Consider the following 16571-nt stretch of genomic DNA (forward strand, 5'->3'; position numbering starts at 1 on the left):
GTCGGTGTCGGTGTCGGCGTCGGTGTCGGTGTCGGCGTCGGCGTCGGCGTCGGTGTCGGCGGGATCAGTGTCTGCATCCGCCTGTCCGCTCGCGGCCTTCTCGGCGCGATCGGCGTCTGGGTCATCGCGCTCAGACGGCTCGGCTGCGTCAACGCGGTCAGGCATCTCGTCGGCACGATCCGCGTCGGCACCTGCGCGATTGCCGTCGGCCTGTTCGTCAGCGCGATCTGCATCCGCAGCGCGATCTTCATCCGCGCGTCCGCTCGCCGCATCCTCATCAGCGCGCGCCACGCCTCCGCCGTCTGCCTCGTCGTCGGCATGATCTGCCTCCGTGGCGTCGCTCGCGGCGGTCTCAACGTGGGCGGCATCCGCGCCTTCGCCGTCAGCACCCGCACCTTCGCGGTCAGCACCCGCGGCGACGTGACCCGCTCCTGTGGCTTCGCTTGCGGTGCTCTCAACGTGGGCGGCATCCGCGCTGTCAGCTTCCGCGGCTACGTGATCCGTGTCCGTGGCTTCGCTGTCGGCCTGTTCGCCGGCGCGATCCGTGTCCGTGGCCTCGCTGTCGGCCTGTTCACCGGCGCGATCCGCGTCCGTGGCTTCGCTGTCGGCCTGTTCGTCGGGGTGATGCGTGTCTGTGGCTTCGTTGGCGGTTTGTTCGTGGGTGCGGTCGGTGTCTGTGCCTTTGCGTGCGGCGTCCTCGTCAGCGCGGTCCGTGCCTTCGGTTGCGGCATTCTCGTCGGGCCGGGTCGTGCCTTCGGTTGCAGTGTTCTTGGCAGGCTGGCCCGTGGCTTTGTCGTCGGTGTCCTCGGAGGCGTGGTCTGCGTCCGGGGATTGGGTGTTGGGTTCTTCGGTTGGTTCGAGGGTGGCGGGCTGATGGGGTCGTACATGAGACTCGTCGTCGGCGCGCTCACTAGTTGGTGCAGGTGCGGTCGGTTCGGTCGGGCTTGTGGTGGCCGGTTGTGCGGGGTCGGCTGCAGGATCGTGCGCTACCTGGGGGTTGGAAGGTGCGTCCTCGGCGGTTTTGCTCTCAGGTAGGGCGTCCGCTGCCTCGTTGTTGGGCGCGGCCGGGGAGTTGGTGTCTTCCGGGGCTGCGTCTGCCGGGTGAAGGTTCGCCGAGTTGGGGACATCGGTGTTCGACTCGTCAGCGCTGTCGGGGCTGTCACCGTTTGCCTCGCGGTGCTTGGCCGCTGAGTTGTCGACCGCACCAGCGTCGGCGTCGGTCTCGGCGGCGTCCTGGTCCGCGGCATCTTCAGACGTAGCAGGCCGGCGCGCGCCGCTGTCATCCGCAGCGGCATTTTCGGACCTAGCAGGCTCGTACGCAGTGCTCTCGTCCGCAGTGGCATTTTCAGGCGTGGCGGGCTCGTGTGCGGTGCTCTCGTCGAGGTCGTCGGGTGTGGTGCTCTTGTGCGCGGTGTTCTCGTCTGCGGTGGGTTCGGCGGGCGTGTCTTCGTACGCGGCGCGTTCACCTACGGCGCCGTCGTACGCGACATCCTCAAGCTCAGCTTCGGGCGTGGCTGGCTCGGCCGGTGGTTGGTTGCGGGAGGTGTTCTCGGGTGGGGTGTTCGGGTGCGAGGTGTTGGTGGAGGTTGCGTGGGAGTTGGAGCTCTCGTTGTCCGTCGAGGGGTTGCGTGGCAGGTCTGCGTTCGAGGCTGAGAGGGCGGCACCAGGCGTACCCGTACCCGACGTACTTGTACCTGACGTGCTCGTGTCTGGGGAGGTTGTCGTGGAGGGTGCTTCGTTTGGGTTTGTGGGTTGGCCGGTGATGGGGGTGGTGTTGGTCAGGTGGGCGGGTGGGGCGCCGAGGGTGGGGCGTTGGGGCGGGGTGGGGATGGATTGCTGGAGTTCGCGTTTCCAGGCGAGGCTGATGACCGGGAGTTCGGTGGTGCGTTCGGCGGCGTCTTCGTCGTAGGCGGTGGGGGGCTGGAGCGGGAGGCCCAGGGCGTCGGGGCTTGGCTTGAGGGTTGCGGCCGCCGAATCCAGCGGGTCCGGGTCGAGCGCCGACGGGTGGACGGCCGCAGACGAAGCGGGCGCCGCAGGCGAGGCGGGCGCGGGCGGGTGGTGCAGGAGGTGGGGGGTTTCTTCGGCGTAGGGGGTGGATTCTGGGGTTGCCGATGGGCCTTGGCCGGCGGGGCCTGAGTCCAGGCTGGCGCCGGCGGGTTCTACGTGCGGGTTGGTGGCGGGTTCGAGGGTGCCTTCGAGCCAGCGTTGCTTCAGGAGAGGGCGGAGGATCTTGCCGCCGGGGGTGGTGGGGAAATCGCGGCGCGGGACGCCGACCACCTCGGCCTGCAGGCCCAGGCGGGTTTGGACGAGGCTGCGGATGGCCTGGTCCATGCCGGGGATGGAGCCGGGGGTCAGGGCGTAGAAGATGACCAGGCGGTCGGTGCCGGACTCCTCGTGCGGCACGCCGCAAGCGGCGACCAGGCCCGGTTCGGCGCCGACGACCGTGGCGGCGACTGCCTCGATGTCGTGGGCGTGGTGGAGTTTGCCGGACATGATGATGCGTTCGCTGTCCCGGCCGGTGATGACTACCTGGCCGCCGGTGATGAAGCCCTGATCGCCGGTGGCGAGCCACTTGCGGGCCGGCCAGTTGCCGACCGGGAAGGCGGCGCGGTCGGCGTCGAGGTTGCCGAGGTACCCGGGGGTGACCCGCGCGGACGCGACCTGCAGCTGGCCGATGCGGCCTTCGGGGAGGACGGCGCCGTTGGGTGCGACGATGCGTACGGTCGTGCCGGGCGCGGGCGCTCCGACCGAGACCAAGCTCAGTACGCCAGGCGCGTCCGTACGCGGCTTGCCGGGTCGTGCGACCGCGACCTTGCCGGCGGAAGGGCGCTGGTCGACCCACTCGACGACGCCGGTCGGAGGGATGCGTACGCGGTGTACGTTCGGCGTCAGTCCGGGCCGGGCGAAGGTGATTCCGGTGACTGTCTCGGTCATGCCCCACGCCGCGACGAACGTCTCCGGGACGACCCCGAACCGGTTCGTGACCCGCAGGAACTCCGACATCACCGGCACGGTGATCTGCTCGCCGCCGCTGACCAGACTGCGCAGCGCGGACAGGTCCCAATGCCGGTCCGGCTCCCCGGCGATGGCGGCGGTCGCGAGCCGGTACCCGAAGTTCGGCGACCAGGAATGGTTCACGCGGTGCTGGTCCATCAGGTCCAGCCAACGGAGCGGGTTCTCGAGGACCCACTCGGTGTTCACGTGGATGTTGGTGCATCCGGTGAACACGGGCAGCAGGTGGTACAGCAGGAACGCGCCGCTCCGGTCGAGCGGCAGCCAGTTCAGCGTGGTCTGACCGGGACGGACCGGCAGCATCGCGGGCGTACCGGCGGCGAACTCGACGAGACCGCGGTGCGTGAGCTGCACGATCTTCGGCGTACCGCTCGAACCCGACGACATCATCAGGACGGCGATGTCGTCCGCGGCCGGCCGGTGGAAGTCGGAGGTCGGTTCGTGGCCGGCCATCGCGTCCGGGTCGAGGACCGGGAGGCCGAGGTCGTTCGGCAGGTCGGACGGGCGGCCGATCAGCACCGTCCAGCCGAGCAGGTCGGTGATCCGGCGGAGCCGTTCGCGGCCCTCCTCGGTCCGGTCGCCGCCCGGGTTCGGCGCGACCAGCAGCGGGCGGATGCCGCCGAGCGTGCAGGCCCAGAACGCGGCGAAGAAACCGACCGGTTCGGTGCAGTGCACGACCGCGGGGTCGCCGGCGCGGACGCCGTTCGCGCGCAACCCCGCCAGGATCCGCGCGGCGAGCTCGAGCAAGGTCGGGAAGTCGAGCTTCGTCTCGCGACCGTCCGGGCCGATCTCGACCACCCCGGCGGCGCCGAAGTCACGCGCCGCCCGGAGCAGCGCGCTCGGCAGGTCGCGCGGGTACCCGGCGGGAATCATCAACGCCGGCCCGGTGGAGATCGCCGGCCGGTCCGCACCGCTTCTCACGCCGATGCCACCACCAGCGGACGGGATGCGCCGACGCGGACCGAGGCGGTCCAGGTGCGGGCTGCACAGGCGCCGGCCGGTTGGCGACCCACGGACACGTGCCTCCCCAACTGGACGGAGCGGATACAGGGCATACCCGCCTCACTTCACACCGACAGCAGCCCCGTTTTCCATCTGCGTTTCATCTGCCGGACAACGTCATGACCAGGTGCACCCGGTGGTCATCGCGCCGACCGACAGCCGTGAACCCTACCAGCCGCAACCCGCCCTGGAGGAGTCCGTTCCCGGCAGCCGATGGTTAAGAATCCGGCTACCACCACCCTGGTTCCAACGAGTGACGGCCGGTTCCGATACGGCCGGCGGCAAACGCACATGTCAGGGCGGTGGCGGTGCCGTGTCAGGACGGTCGGTGAGCGTGGTCCTCGTCAGCAACGAGCAGTCGATCCGAGGAGTACGAAAGATGTCGATCCAGTCCCGGGAAACCATCGTCGCGGCGGACCTGCAGCAGGCGGCCGAGGAGTTCGTCGCCGCCGGGTTCGGCAGTCTGGAGCTGCGGGTCCAGGACGGTCCGGACGTGTGGTGCGGTGCCGCCGGAGTACGTGAGCTCGGTACGACCGAACTGCCGCCGCCGGCCGGACTGGTCCGCGTCGGCAGCGTGACCAAGACCTTCGTGGCAACCATCGTGCTGCAACTCGTAGCCGAGGACCGGCTCACACTGGACACGTCCGTGGCCGAGCACCTGCCCCGGTTCGAGCTGGACCCGCGGATCACGGTACGGATGCTGCTGGACCACACCAGCGGCCTGTTCAACTACACCGGCGAGTACTACCCGGACGGTACGGTCGTACCGGGACTGCCCGCGACCGGTGCGGACTGGGCCAACCACCGGCTGGACAGCTACACGCCGGACGCACTGGTCGAGTTCGCTCTGTCCAAGCCGGCCCGCTTCGAGCCTGGCACCGAGTGGAGCTACGCGAACACCAACTACACCGTCGCCGCACTACTGATCGAGGCGATCACCGGCCGTACGTTCGCCGCCGAGCTGGACAGCCGCATCATCCAGCCGCTCGGTCTGACCAGCACCATCGAACCAGGCGACCGAGTGGACCTCCCCGGACCGCACTCGCACGGCTACTTCCGCTACCAGGACGGCGAGGAGTCGAAGCTGGTCGACGTGACCGAGCAGAACCCGTCGCTGCTGTTCGCCGCCGGCAGCATGCTCTCCACCAGCCAGGACCTGCAGGTGTTCATGTCCGCACTGCAGAGCGGCAAGCTACTGCCTGCGGACCTGCTCGAGCAGATGCGTACGCCGCAACCGCTCAGCGGGCCGCTGAACTACGCGCTCGGACTGTTCGCCCAGGACACCGGGACCGAGACCATCTACCACCACAACGGCAGCGCCCCTGGCGGGTACGGCGCGCTGATGTACAGCAGCGCCGACGGCACCAGGACCCTGACGGCCGCGATCACCATGGGCGACGCCGACGTGAACATCCTCGAGGTCTTCCCGCCGGCCCTGGACCGGCTGGTGCAGGCGGTCTTCACACCCATGCGAGTCGCATAGGCTGGTTCGGTGAGTTCTGTCGAGCCGGGGATGGCCCTGTTCCGGGTGGTGCGGTACTGGTCGCGCCGATGGACCGGAGCGGGGCAGGCGGTCGATGCCGAGCGCGGTCGCGACGTGATGGTGACCGAGGCGGTCGCCGGCCTGCAGGGAGACGGCGGCGCGACCGTGAACCAGGTGGCCGACGAGCTCGGGATCGATCAGTCCGGGGCGAGCCGGTTCCTCGCGCAAGCGGTCGAGCGCGGGTACCTGCGCAAGGTCCCCTCCCCCACCGACGCCCGGCAGCGGAACCTGCTCGTGACGGCGAAGGGCGCCAAGATGCTCGCCGCGGCCCACCGCTGGCAGGAGGAGGTCTTCGCCGACCTCACCGCCGACTGGGACACCGAGGATGTGCAGCGCTTCCAGGACTACCTCCAGCGGTTCCTGGAGGCCCAGCAACGACGCCGCTGACACGCGAGCGTCCTGCTCGACAAAGACGGCCGGCCAACGCGGACCGAACCTCATCAGCGACAGCCGAAGGCCCGGACCGAATGCTTTTCGGTCCGGGCCGTCCGGAGTGATACGGTCATGCCTCGCGGGCTGTTAGCTCAGTTGGTTAGAGCACCTCGTTTACACCGAGGGGGTCGGGGGTTCGAGTCCCTCACAGCCCACCCACCGGCTCCACTTCCGCGCGCTCCACGCCTGCCTCGGCGTCGATCCGCAGCGCCCGGACCAGGCTGCGGTAGAGCTCGCTGGTCGCGAGCAGTTCCTGATGCGTACCACGCGCCGCGATCCGGCCCTCCTCCATCACCACGATCTCGTCCGCGTCGATGACCGTGGACAAGCGGTGCGCGATGGTCACCACGGTCGCGTTCGCGGCATGACGGCGTACGGCGTCGTGGATCGCGGTCTCGGTCAATCCATCGACCTGTGCGGTGGCCTCGTCGAGCAGCAGTACATCGGGGTCGGCCAGCAATGCGCGGGCCAACGCGATGCGCTGCCGCTGCCCGCCGGAAACCGAGCTGTCCGACAGCGGCGTGTCCAGGCCGTTGGGCAGGGCCAGCACGGTCTCGCGCAACCGGATCTGATCCAGCACGTCGAGGATCTGCTGCTCGGTGACCTCGGCGTTGAGGAAGGTCAGGTTGTCCCGGATCGTCCCTGGTACGACAGGCGTTTCCTGCTCCACGTACGCGAGCCGGCGGCGTACTTCGGGCAGCCCAACTTCCGCGTACGGCACGCCCTGGAGCAGGAGCTGTCCCGACTGTGGATTGAGGAAGCCGAGCAACAACGAGAACACCGTGGTTTTGCCCGCACCGGACGGGCCGACCAGCGCCAGATGACCGCGGGAAGGAATCCGCAGCTCGAGATCACGCACCGCCGGTTCACCGGCCGGGTCATACCCAGCCGTCACCGACCGCAACTCCATCACCGCGCCGCCACCGCCTCGAACCGCGGACGACACGCCAGCGCCGACCGGGGTGTCCTCCTGTTCGAGCTGTTCAAGCTCGCGGATCCGCCCCGCCGCGGCCAGCCCCGACTGAAACGCCGTCAGATTCTCGCTGAGCGTCGACACCGGCTCCAGCAGCACGAACGCGTACAGCAGGAACGCGACCAGCGTCGAAACAGTCATCTCCCCCTCGGACACCCGCCACGCCCCGACGCCGAGGATCACGATGATCGCCGCCTGAATACCGCCGCCCGCCACCGTCCACACCATCGCCTCGCGCCGCACCGCGCGCACACTCTCGTCCCGCGACGCCAGCGCGTGCCCGGTCAACCGATCCAGCTGCCGCTGCTCCGAGCCGGCTGCCTTCACCGTCTTGATCGCGCGCAGGTTCCCTTCCAGCTCCGCCCCGAGCGACCCGAGCGCGGCCTGGGACCGGCTCTGCGCCCGGCCGATCTCAGGCATCAGCACGATCGAAACCGCCGCGACCACAGCGACCGCCGCCACGGTGGCCAGCACCAGGACCACGTCCAGGATCGCCATCATCACGAGCGTGCCGATCAGCAGCGCGGTGCCGTTGATGATCCCGACCACACTGCTCGACGCCGCCTCCCGCAGCAGCACCGAGTCCGAGGTGACGCGGGTGACCAGCTCCCCCGCCGGGCGGCGCAGCAGCGGGAACACCCGGGCCCGCATGAACCGGGTCAGCATGCCCTGCCGGGCCTCGTACACGATCCGCTCCGCCAGCGTGCCGAGCATCACCCACTGCCACCAGCCGATCGCGCCGCCCACCACGAGCAGGACGACCAGCACCAGCACCGGGTTCAGCAGCGAGCCGCCTCCGGCCAGCGCGTCCAGGACCGATCGGGTCGCGAGTGGGCTGGCCAGCTGCGACGCCGACGTCACCAGCGCGAGCACCAGGGACAGGATCAGCGCCGGCAAGTGCGGGCGGGCATAGGACCACAAGAGCGAGATTCGGCCCGGCTCGGGTCCGGAAGACTGAGGCACCATGCTCCCACTATAGGACATGATTGTCCCATTTATGTACAACATGTCTCAGCATCGGACGGATATGATCGATACATGCTGGAGGTCGACAGTCCCACGAGAGAGCGCACCCGGCGGGCGATCCTGCAGGCCGGGATCAGCACGCTGACCGAGCACCCGTCCGCCTCGATCGCGGACGTCGCGCAGCGGGCCGGCGTCGCGCGCAGCACCCTGCACCGCTACTACGCGGGCCGGAAGGAGCTTGTCGAGGGCATCAACGCGTTCGTCGAGCACGAGTACGAGGCGGCCCTCGAGCGGGCCCGGCTCGACGAGGGCACCGGGCTCGAGGCGTACACCCGGCTCTGCCAGGAGCTGCTGGAGTCGTTCGACATCTTCGCCTGGTGGTTCCAGTTCCAGGAGACCCCCGAAGTCGACTGGGAGAACGACCCCGACGAACGGCGGATCGCCGCCGCCGTGGCCCGCGGGCAGGCCGACGGCAGCATCGACCCGTCTCTGCCCACCGGCTGGCTGAGCATGACGCTCTGGTCGAACATGTACACCGCGCGCTTCTACGCCCAATCGGGCGCCGGCGGACCGCAACAGGCGCGCGAGTACTGCCTGCGCACCCTGCTCAAGTGCGCGGCGCCCTAGCCGTCCAGCTGAGCCAGTGCCGCGGCGTAGTCGTCGGGATTCCTGGCGTCGGGAAGCTGATTGTGCACCGACCACCGGATCAGCCCCGCCCGGTCGATCACGAACGTGCCGCGGGTGGCGCAGCCCTGGGTCGGCTCGAAGACGCCGTACGACGTGGCGATCGCGCCGTGCGGCCAGAAGTCCGTGAGCAGGCTGAAGCCGAGCTCCTGGCGGTCCGCGTACGCCCGGAGCGTGAACATCGGGTCGCACGAGACGGCCAGGAACTCGGCCCGGTTCAGCAGGTCCGGCCGGTCCCGGAGCGCGGCCAGCTCACTCGTACACACCTGACTGAAGGCGTACGGATAGAAAACCAGTACGACGTTCCGGTGACCGGCGAAATCGCTCAGCCGGACCTGTTCGCCGTACTGGTTCCGGGTACTGAAATCGGGTGCCCGGCTGCCGGCAGCCGGGAGTGTCACCCGCGGCGACCGGACTTCGGGACCACCAACTTGGTGGCCGACCAGTCGTCGGTCACGCTCAGCGTGCTGGTGGTGGCCAGGCCGGCCACCGGAGCGGCCTCGGTGATGTCACTGGTCTCGACGTATCCGTCCCGGCCGACCTTGGGGGTCATCAGCCAGACCACGCCACCGGCCTTCAGATCGGTCAGGATGTCGAAGAACGCGTCGACCAGGTCGCCGTCGTCCTCGCGGAACCAGAGCAGTACTGCGTCCACGACCTCGTCGGTGTCTTCGCCGGCGAAATCCTCGCCGGTGATCTCCCTGATCGCAGCCCGCAGGTCGTCGTCGCAATCGTCGTCGTACCCGATCTCCTGCACGACCCAGCCGGCCTCCAGGCCGAGCCGGGCGGCGATGTTCGGCACTCCGCTCTTGCCGTCCGCGTGATCCGCGGTCGCGCTCACGTGTCCTCCTCCGTGGTCCCCGCTTGCCCGGGGGTAGGTGTCAAAGCCAGGTTCGTACTGCCGTGCAGCGATAGTCCATCGTGACGTACCGCGTCGCGCAAGTATGCACCAGGGTTCCGTGACGTGTCCGGTATGCGCGTGCCGGGTACTGGGCGTGTCCGCTGGGATCGGTACTTACCCGGCCGTAATCGGGCCCAGAGGGAAGGCGAAGTAGAACGCATTCCGAACAGGTGACAGGATTGCGGTGAAGAGCAACCAGAGAGAACGGCAGGACACCGTGGCTTCCGGACACGAACCACCAGCCATCATCACCGAGGGGATGCCCACCCAGCTCCCCGACATCGACCCCGACGAGACGCGTGAATGGGTCGAATCGCTCGACGCGGTCCTGGACGAACGGGGCAAGGCGCGAGCGCGCTACCTGATGCTCAAGCTGATCGAGCGAGCCCGGGAGCGACAGGTCGGAGTGCCCGCGCTGCGGAGCACCGACTACATCAACTCGATCCCACCGGAGCGCGAGCCCTGGTTCCCCGGCGACGAGCACATCGAGCGCCGGATCCGGGCCTTCATCCGCTGGAACGCCGCGGTGATGGTGAGCAAGGCCAACCGCAAGGGCCTGGAGGTCGGCGGTCACATCGCCACCTACCAGTCGGCCGCCAGCCTGTACGAGGTCGGGTTCAACCACTTCTTCCGGGGCAAGGATCACCCGGGCGGCGGTGACCAGATCTTCATCCAGGGGCACGCCTCGCCCGGGATGTACGCGCGGGCCTTCCTCGAGGGCCGGCTGAGCACCGACCAAATGGACGGCTTCCGCCAGGAGGTCTCCCGCGGCCCGCACCAGGGCCTGTCCTCGTACCCGCACCCGCGGCTGATGCCGGACTTCTGGGAGTTCCCGACCGTCTCGATGGGACTGGCCGCGCTGAACTCGATCTACCAGGCGCGCTTCAACCGCTACCTGCACAACCGCGGCATCAAAGACACCAGCCAGCAGCACGTCTGGGCGTTCCTCGGTGACGGCGAGATGGGTGAGCCGGAGTCGCTCGGCGCGATCGGCCTGGCCGCGCGCGAGGAGCTGGACAACCTCACCTTCGTGATCAACTGCAACCTGCAGCAGCTGGACGGCCCGGTCCGTGGCAACGGCAAGGTGATCCAGGAGCTGGAGGCGTTCTTCCGCGGCGCGGGCTGGAACGTGATCAAGGTGATCTGGGGCCGGGAGTGGGACAACCTGCTCGCCCAGGACCACGACGGCGCGCTGGTGAACAAGATGAACACCACGCCCGACGGTCAGTTCCAGACCTACTCGGTCGAGTCCGGTGAGTACATCCGGAACAACTTCTTCGGCGGCGACCAGCGGCTGCAGCAGATGGTCAGCAACCTGTCCGACGAGGACCTGCGCCGGCTGCCGCGCGGTGGGCACGACTACCGCAAGGTGTACGCGGCCTTCAAGAGCGCGACCGAGCACGTCGGGCAGCCGACCGTGATCCTGGCCCAGACGATCAAGGGCTGGACGATCGAGGCGCTGGAGGGCCGGAACGCGACCCACCAGATGAAGAAGCTGACCTCGGACGACCTGAAGGCGTTCCGGGACCGGCTGTACCTGCCGATTGAGGACAAGGACCTCGAGGACGCGTACAACCCGCCGTACTTCCACCCCGGCACCGACTCGCCGGAGTACCAGTACATGATGGAGCGGCGCAAACAGCTCGGTGGTTCGCTGCCGCAGCGCCGGGTCACGCCGAAGACGCTGAAACTGCCGGGCGACGACGTGTACGCGCCGCTGTCCAAGGGCAGCCATGCGCCGATCGCGAGCACGATGGCCCTGGTCCGGCTGTTCCGGGACCTGATGAAGGACCCGGAGATCGGGCACCGGATCGTCCCGATCGCCCCGGACGAGTACCGCACCTTCGGGATGGACTCGATGTTCCCGACGGCGAAGATCTACTCGCCGCACGGGCAGAACTACGAGGCCGTCGACCGCAACCTGTTGCTGTCCTGGAAGGAGTCCACGGCCGGCCAGCTGCTGCACGAGGGCATCTCCGAGGCCGGCGCGATGGGTTCGGTGCTCGCGGCGAGTACGGCGTACGCCACGCACGGTGAGCCGATGATCCCGTTCTACATCTTCTACTCGATGTTCGGCTTCCAGCGGACCGGGGACTGGATGTGGGCGCTCGGCGACCAGCTCGGCCGGGGCTTCCTGGTCGGCGCGACGGCCGGCCGGACCACGCTGACCGGTGAAGGTCTGCAGCACGCGGACGGTCATTCGCCGCTGCTCGCCTCGACGAACCCGGCCGCGGTGCACTACGACCCCGCGTTCGCGTACGAGATCCCGTACATCGTCAAGGACGGCCTGCGCCGGATGTACGGCTACGGCCTGGACCAGGAGAAGCCGTTCGGTGAGGACGTCTTCTACTACCTGACCGTGTACAACGAGCCGGTCGCGCAGCCGGCCGAGCCGGAGAACCTCGACGTCGCGGCGCTGCTGAAGGGCATGTACCGCTTCGACGAGGGTCAGGTCGCCGACGGCGAGGACGCGCCGCGGGTGCAGCTGCTCGGCTCCGGCGTCGCGCTGCCGTGGGTGCGGAAGGCCCAGCAGATCCTCGCCGAGGAATACTCGGTGGCCGCCGACATCTGGTCGGTGACCTCGTGGAACGAGCTGCGCCGGGATGCCGTCGCGGCCGAGCAGCACAACCTGCTGCACCCGGACGAGCCGGAGCAGATTCCGTTCGTCACCGAGCAGTTGAAGGACACCAAGGGCCCGGTCGTCGCGGTCAGCGACTTCATGCGCGCGGTGCAGGACCAGATCTCCCGCTGGGTGCCGAACGACTACACCTCGCTCGGGACCGACGGCTGGGGCCTGGCCGACACCCGGGCCGCGGCCCGGCGGCACTTCCAGGTCGACGCCGAGTCGATCGTGGTCGCGACGCTGGAGATCCTGGCCAAGCGCGGCGACGTGAAGCCGGAGGTCGCCGCCGAGGCAGCCCGGAAGTACCGGATCGACGACCCGACCGCGGTCGCCGGCGTGAAGCAGGAGGGCGCCGGGGCCTGACCCTGGCACGCCTCCGGAAGGGGCCGCTCACCACTGGGTGAGCGGCCCCTTCCGCGTTCTCGACCCGGCCACCCATTGCGGCAGCTCCGGGGACCTCATAAGCTTCGGATAGCAGAAACTAATTCCGGTATTCTGAAGGAGCGGCAGATGCGGGTGGCACTCGCGGGGCTCGGGGACATAGGTCTCGGGGCACATCTGCCCGCCTTGCTCCGACATCCGGCCGTGCAGCTGGTCCGGCTGGTCGATCCCGATGCCGGGCGGCGGGAAATCGCCGCCGCACAGGGGATCCCGGTCGCCGCGGACGTCGATCCGGGCGAGGTCGACGGCGTGGTGCTGGCGACGCCGCCGTGGGTGACGCCGGACCTGGTGGTGCGGTACGCGCGCGCCGGGCTGTTCGTCCTGGCCGAGAAGCCGGTCGCGACGTCGGTCGAAGCCGCCGGGGTGTATGGGCAGTTGTCCAGCGAAGAGCGCAGCCGGGTGCAGGTCGGGCTCACGTACAAGTCGGAGGCCAAGCGGTCTTAGGAAGACAACTCACAAGACCAACTCCTTGGCTCACAGAACGACATGGCTACGATCCGACTTCCCACATCTACGACGAACCGTACGACCCGGCCGATGCCGAGCACGCGGAGCGCATCATCGCGACGCTCGCGCACGGTACGCCGGTCGTGCACGAGGGCGCGCATCTGTTCGACTGGCTGAGTCATCTGCTGGGTGGGCAGCCGGAGAGGGTCGACGATGCGTGGTCGCGGATGACTCGGCCGGGTTTGCCGGCGGCGAATCTGACGGGGGCGCGGCTCAGTTACCCGGGTGGGCATCAGGCGCTGGTGGAGTTCGGGTGGTTGACGAGTGTGCTGCCGAGGTGTGAGCTGACGTTTCTTGGGGATCGTGGGTTGGCGACGCTGGACGGGTTCACGTTCGAGCTTCGGCTGAGTACGGCCGATGGTGAGCGTGAGGTGCATTTTCCAGGGGATCGGATGACTCGGTGTTTCGATCTGCAGGTGCAGCGCTTTGTCGATTTGTCCGAGGGTGCTCTAAAGGCCGGTGTGCCTTCGCTTGACGATGGGATCGCGGCTTTGCGTACCGCTCAACTCGTTGCCGGGAGGGCCTTGTGACGTTGGTGAGATGGCAGCACGGGAATCGCTCCGAGCTGGGCGAGTTGTTGCCTGAGGCAATTGTTGTGCTGCCGTTGGGAGCGACCGAGCAGCACGGTCCGCATCTGGCGACCGGGACCGACTGGATTCTGGCCGAGGCGGCTTCGGTGCGGGCTGCCTCGCTGGTGCATGAGCGGGCGGCGCGGCCGTTGGTGGTGGCGCCGGTGCTGCCGTTCGGTGCTTCGGATCATCATTTGCCGTTCGGGGGGACGCTTTCGCTGTCTGCTGAGACGTTGCTGGCGGTGTTGCTCGATGTGGCGCGGTCGCTGCGGGCGGACGGTGCGCGGCGGGTGCTGCTGGTGAATGGGCATGGCGGAAACACCGGTGTTTGTCATGCGGCCGCCGCGACCGCATCAACCCGCTACCACCTGAACGTCGCCCACATCGACTACTGGAACCTCGCCGATAGCCGACTGCACTACCGGGGGAAGGGAGAGGGAGGGGGCGCCAGCCTCACGGTTGAGGGCGCGGATGCGCCGACCCTCGCCTCCGCCCCGGACCTCGCCCCCGCCCCGGACCCCGTCCCTGTTCCTGGGCATGCCGGGGAGTTCGAGACTGCGTTGATGTTGGGGCTGGATGCCGGGTTTGTTGCTGAGTGCAAGGAACGTCCGGAGCCGCCGGTGGGGGCGGTGGTCGACGACGTGGCGCTGCATACGGCGGAGAGTTGGCAGCGGATCGACGGATACACCGACCGGCCCGAGCTGGCCGATCCGGCGATCGGGCGGAAATGGTTCGACCAGCTGGCGGCCGCACTCGGCGACCGCCTTCTCGAGCTCGCGGAGGTTTTGTGATCGACTTCCATACCCACACCCCGGCGTGGGAGACCGCAACCTGGCTGGGCGGTACGCCCTTCGGCGCGGAGGAGTTCGTCGGGTTCATGGACTCGGCCGGGATCGAGCGCGCCGTCGTGCTCAGTCACGACGGGCTGTTCGACCCGACCCCGGAATCGAACGACCGGCTGTCCGAGTTCGTTCGCGCGTATCCGGACCGGATGATCGGCTTCGGCACCGTCGCCGTCCGCCGCAAGACGGCCGTCGCCGAAGCCGAGCGGATGGTCGGTGAGCTCGGGCTGCGCGGCCTGAAACTGCACCCGTGGTTGCAGGGTTTCAGCATGCACGAGCGGTCGCTGGACCCGATCTGCGAGGTGATCACCTCGGTCGGCGGCGTGCTGCTGAGCCACGACGGCACGCCGCCGTACTCGACCGCCGGCCAGATCGCGGCACTCGCCCGCCGGCACCCGAAGTTGCGCGTCGTACTCGGTCACGGCGGACTGCACGACCTGTGGCGCGAGGCGCTGGCGATGACGCAGGAGACGGAGAACGTGTACCTGTGCATCTGCGGTACGCCACCGTACGCCGCCCGCCGCATCCTGCAGGAGGCGCCGTCGCACAAGGTGATCTTCGGGACCGACGCCGGGCTGTCCGACAAGGCCAGCCAGGACTACGCGGTCGCGCGGGTCAAGGAGATCGACGGCTGGGGTATCACCGACGCACAGCGGCACGCGATGCTTGTCGACAATCCACAACGCCTGCTGGAGCCCGCGTGACGGCCACCATCGCAGCGATCCAGACCGCGCGGGTCAGCCTGCGCGCCGCCCCTGAACTGCTGGTCCGTGGTGCCCGTGGTCCGCACGACCGGTCCGACTTCTTGCTCGTCCGCGTCATCACCAGCGACGGCGTGGAAGGGTACGGCGAGGTCAGCGCGACCCCGATCTGGTCCGGCGAGGACGGTACGTCCGCCGAGCACTTCATCCGTACGGTGATCGCGCCCGCACTGATCGGCGGACCGCTCACTCCGGTCGGTGCCGCGGACGACTTGATGGACAAGGTTCTGCAGGGCAATCCGTTCACCAAAGCAGGCGTTTCGATCGCGTTGTGGGACGCGTTCGCCCGCACGCTGGACGTACCGCTGGCAGTCGCGCTGGGCGGACCGTACCGGCGGGAGATCCCGATCAAACTGTCGCTCTCGGGCGACCCGGACGAGCTCGAACGCGCGTACAACGCCGCCACCGCTGCCGGGTTCGGTGCATTCAAGGTGAAGGTCGGGCTCGGTCTCGACGGCGATCTCCAACGCGTACGCCGAGCGCGCGAACTCGCCGGTGACGCCTTCCTCGGCACCGACGCGAATGGTGGCTGGTCACGAGCGGAGGCACTGCGCGCGGTCCCCGAGTTGAAGGCGCTCGGTGTCGCCTTCCTGGAGCAGCCGCTCGAACCACGTGATGTACGAGGCGCGTACGAGGTCCGGCAGCACGGACTGCCCGTGATCGCCGACGAGTCCGTCTTCGATGTCCACGATCTCCTCACCGTGATCGAAGCCCGCGCGGCCGATGTGGTGAGCGTGTACGTCGGGAAAAGCGCCGGGCCCGGACGTGCGGTCCGGATGGGACAGCTCGCCGCGGCGCACGGCATCGACGTACTGATCGGATCGAACGGCGAGCTGGGCCTCGGCGCCGCCGCACAACTGCACGTCGCCGCCGCGCTGCCGAAGTTGTCGGCGTACCCGAGCGACATCATCGGCGCGCACTACTACACCGAGGACGTGCTGGCGAAACCGCTCGACAGCGACGGGCGGCGCGTCCGGCTGACCGACGAGCCCGGCCTGGGCGTGACCTTGCGAGATGACCTGTTGCGGGAGTTCCGATGATTGTCGACGTTCATGCGCACACCCCGACCCACCGCGACGCGGTCCCGGCGGCCGACCGCCAGGTGTACGACAACTGGCGCAACGACCGCCCGGTCGTGACCACCAACTCGTGGGCCGACTACGACACCGCGATGGCGGCCGCCGATGTGACGATTGTCTTCAATATTCTTGTCGACAATCCACTCGAACTGACCGGACTCCCCTACCTGCCCGAGCGCACCAACAAGTCGGATCGTAGCCATGTCGTTCTGTGAGCCAAGGAGTTGGTCTTGTGA

At 68.6% G+C, this 16571-nt stretch carries 12 protein-coding genes and 1 tRNA gene; 9 read left to right on the top strand and 4 right to left on the bottom strand.

From position 1 onward, the window contains the following. Positions 1–3933 (bottom strand): AMP-binding protein (locus ABD260_RS22405; RefSeq protein WP_344235932.1); only part of this gene is annotated, 3933 nt, incomplete at its 3' end. Positions 3934–4342: 409 nt separating this feature from the next. Here ABD260_RS22405 and ABD260_RS22410 point away from each other — a divergent pair. From ABD260_RS22410 to ABD260_RS22420, 3 genes are all read left to right on the top strand, one after another. Then, positions 4343–5497 carry a serine hydrolase domain-containing protein gene (locus tag ABD260_RS22410; RefSeq protein WP_344235934.1) on the top strand — a complete coding sequence of 385 codons (1155 nt, stop codon included), beginning with the start codon at positions 4343–4345 and terminating at the stop codon, positions 5495–5497. A gap of 9 nt (positions 5498–5506) precedes the next feature. Continuing rightward, positions 5507–5944 (top strand): MarR family winged helix-turn-helix transcriptional regulator, encoded by a 438-nt coding sequence (locus ABD260_RS22415; RefSeq protein WP_344235936.1) that lies wholly within the window; start codon positions 5507–5509, stop codon positions 5942–5944. Between the two features lie 126 nt (positions 5945–6070). Further along, positions 6071–6144: transfer RNA gene (locus ABD260_RS22420), tRNA-Val, on the top strand. Here the strand turns inward: ABD260_RS22420 and ABD260_RS22425 are convergent. Beyond that, the gene (locus ABD260_RS22425; RefSeq protein ID WP_344235938.1) at positions 6135–7928 is read right to left on the bottom strand and encodes an ABC transporter ATP-binding protein; all 1794 of its coding nucleotides are present in this window, start codon (positions 7926–7928) and stop codon (positions 6135–6137) included. The two genes, ABD260_RS22420 and ABD260_RS22425, sit on opposite strands and share 10 nt — an antisense overlap. Positions 7929–8000: 72 nt before the next feature. On the opposite strand from ABD260_RS22425, the gene ABD260_RS22430 reads away from it, so the two are divergent. Continuing rightward, complete coding sequence (locus tag ABD260_RS22430) at positions 8001–8555, top strand: TetR/AcrR family transcriptional regulator (protein WP_344235940.1); 555 nt, start codon at positions 8001–8003, stop codon at positions 8553–8555. Here ABD260_RS22430 and ABD260_RS22435 read toward each other — a convergent pair. Continuing rightward, positions 8552–9013: a peroxiredoxin gene (locus tag ABD260_RS22435; protein WP_344235942.1), complete on the bottom strand. Its 462-nt coding sequence runs from the start codon at positions 9011–9013 to the stop codon at positions 8552–8554. The two genes, ABD260_RS22430 and ABD260_RS22435, sit on opposite strands and share 4 nt — an antisense overlap. After that, positions 9010–9453: a DUF3052 domain-containing protein gene (locus ABD260_RS22440; RefSeq protein ID WP_184834291.1), complete on the bottom strand. Its 444-nt coding sequence runs from the start codon at positions 9451–9453 to the stop codon at positions 9010–9012. The genes ABD260_RS22435 and ABD260_RS22440 overlap by 4 nt, the downstream gene beginning before the upstream one ends. A gap of 319 nt (positions 9454–9772) precedes the next feature. Between ABD260_RS22440 and aceE the strand changes: the two genes are divergently transcribed. The 5 genes from aceE (at position 9773) to ABD260_RS22470 (ending at position 16296) form a co-directional block, all read left to right on the top strand. Then, complete coding sequence (gene aceE / locus ABD260_RS22445) at positions 9773–12499, top strand: pyruvate dehydrogenase (acetyl-transferring), homodimeric type (RefSeq protein WP_344235960.1); 2727 nt, start codon at positions 9773–9775, stop codon at positions 12497–12499. Between the two features lie 668 nt (positions 12500–13167). Next, the gene (locus ABD260_RS22455) at positions 13168–13614 is read left to right on the top strand and encodes a Gfo/Idh/MocA family oxidoreductase (RefSeq protein WP_344235946.1); all 447 of its coding nucleotides are present in this window, start codon (positions 13168–13170) and stop codon (positions 13612–13614) included. Then, positions 13611–14444, top strand: a complete 834-nt coding sequence (locus ABD260_RS22460) for a creatininase family protein (protein WP_344235948.1) — start codon at positions 13611–13613, stop codon at positions 14442–14444. The genes ABD260_RS22455 and ABD260_RS22460 overlap by 4 nt, the downstream gene beginning before the upstream one ends. After that, entirely contained in the window at positions 14441–15199 is a 759-nt protein-coding gene (locus ABD260_RS22465) for an amidohydrolase family protein (protein WP_344235950.1), read from the top strand. Before ABD260_RS22460 ends, ABD260_RS22465 begins: the two co-directional genes overlap by 4 nt. Then, on the top strand, positions 15196–16296 hold the full coding sequence (locus ABD260_RS22470; RefSeq protein WP_344235952.1) for a mandelate racemase/muconate lactonizing enzyme family protein: 1101 nt from the start codon (positions 15196–15198) through the stop codon (positions 16294–16296). Before ABD260_RS22465 ends, ABD260_RS22470 begins: the two co-directional genes overlap by 4 nt. The last annotated feature ends 275 nt before the right edge of the window (positions 16297–16571 follow it).

Source organism: Kribbella hippodromi (assembly GCF_039531045.1).
Classification (GTDB): domain Bacteria; phylum Actinomycetota; class Actinomycetes; order Propionibacteriales; family Kribbellaceae; genus Kribbella; species Kribbella hippodromi.

What these genes read in the sequence shown, in the direction of transcription:
- aceE (WP_344235960.1), top strand. Translation starts at nt 9,773, where the DNA reads ATGCCCACCCAGCTCCCCGACATCGACCCCGACGAGACGCGTGAATGG.
- ABD260_RS22425 (WP_344235938.1), bottom strand. Translation starts at nt 7,928, where the DNA reads ATGGTGCCTCAGTCTTCCGGACCCGAGCCGGGCCGAATCTCGCTCTTG.
- ABD260_RS22430 (WP_344235940.1), top strand. Translation starts at nt 8,001, where the DNA reads ATGCTGGAGGTCGACAGTCCCACGAGAGAGCGCACCCGGCGGGCGATC.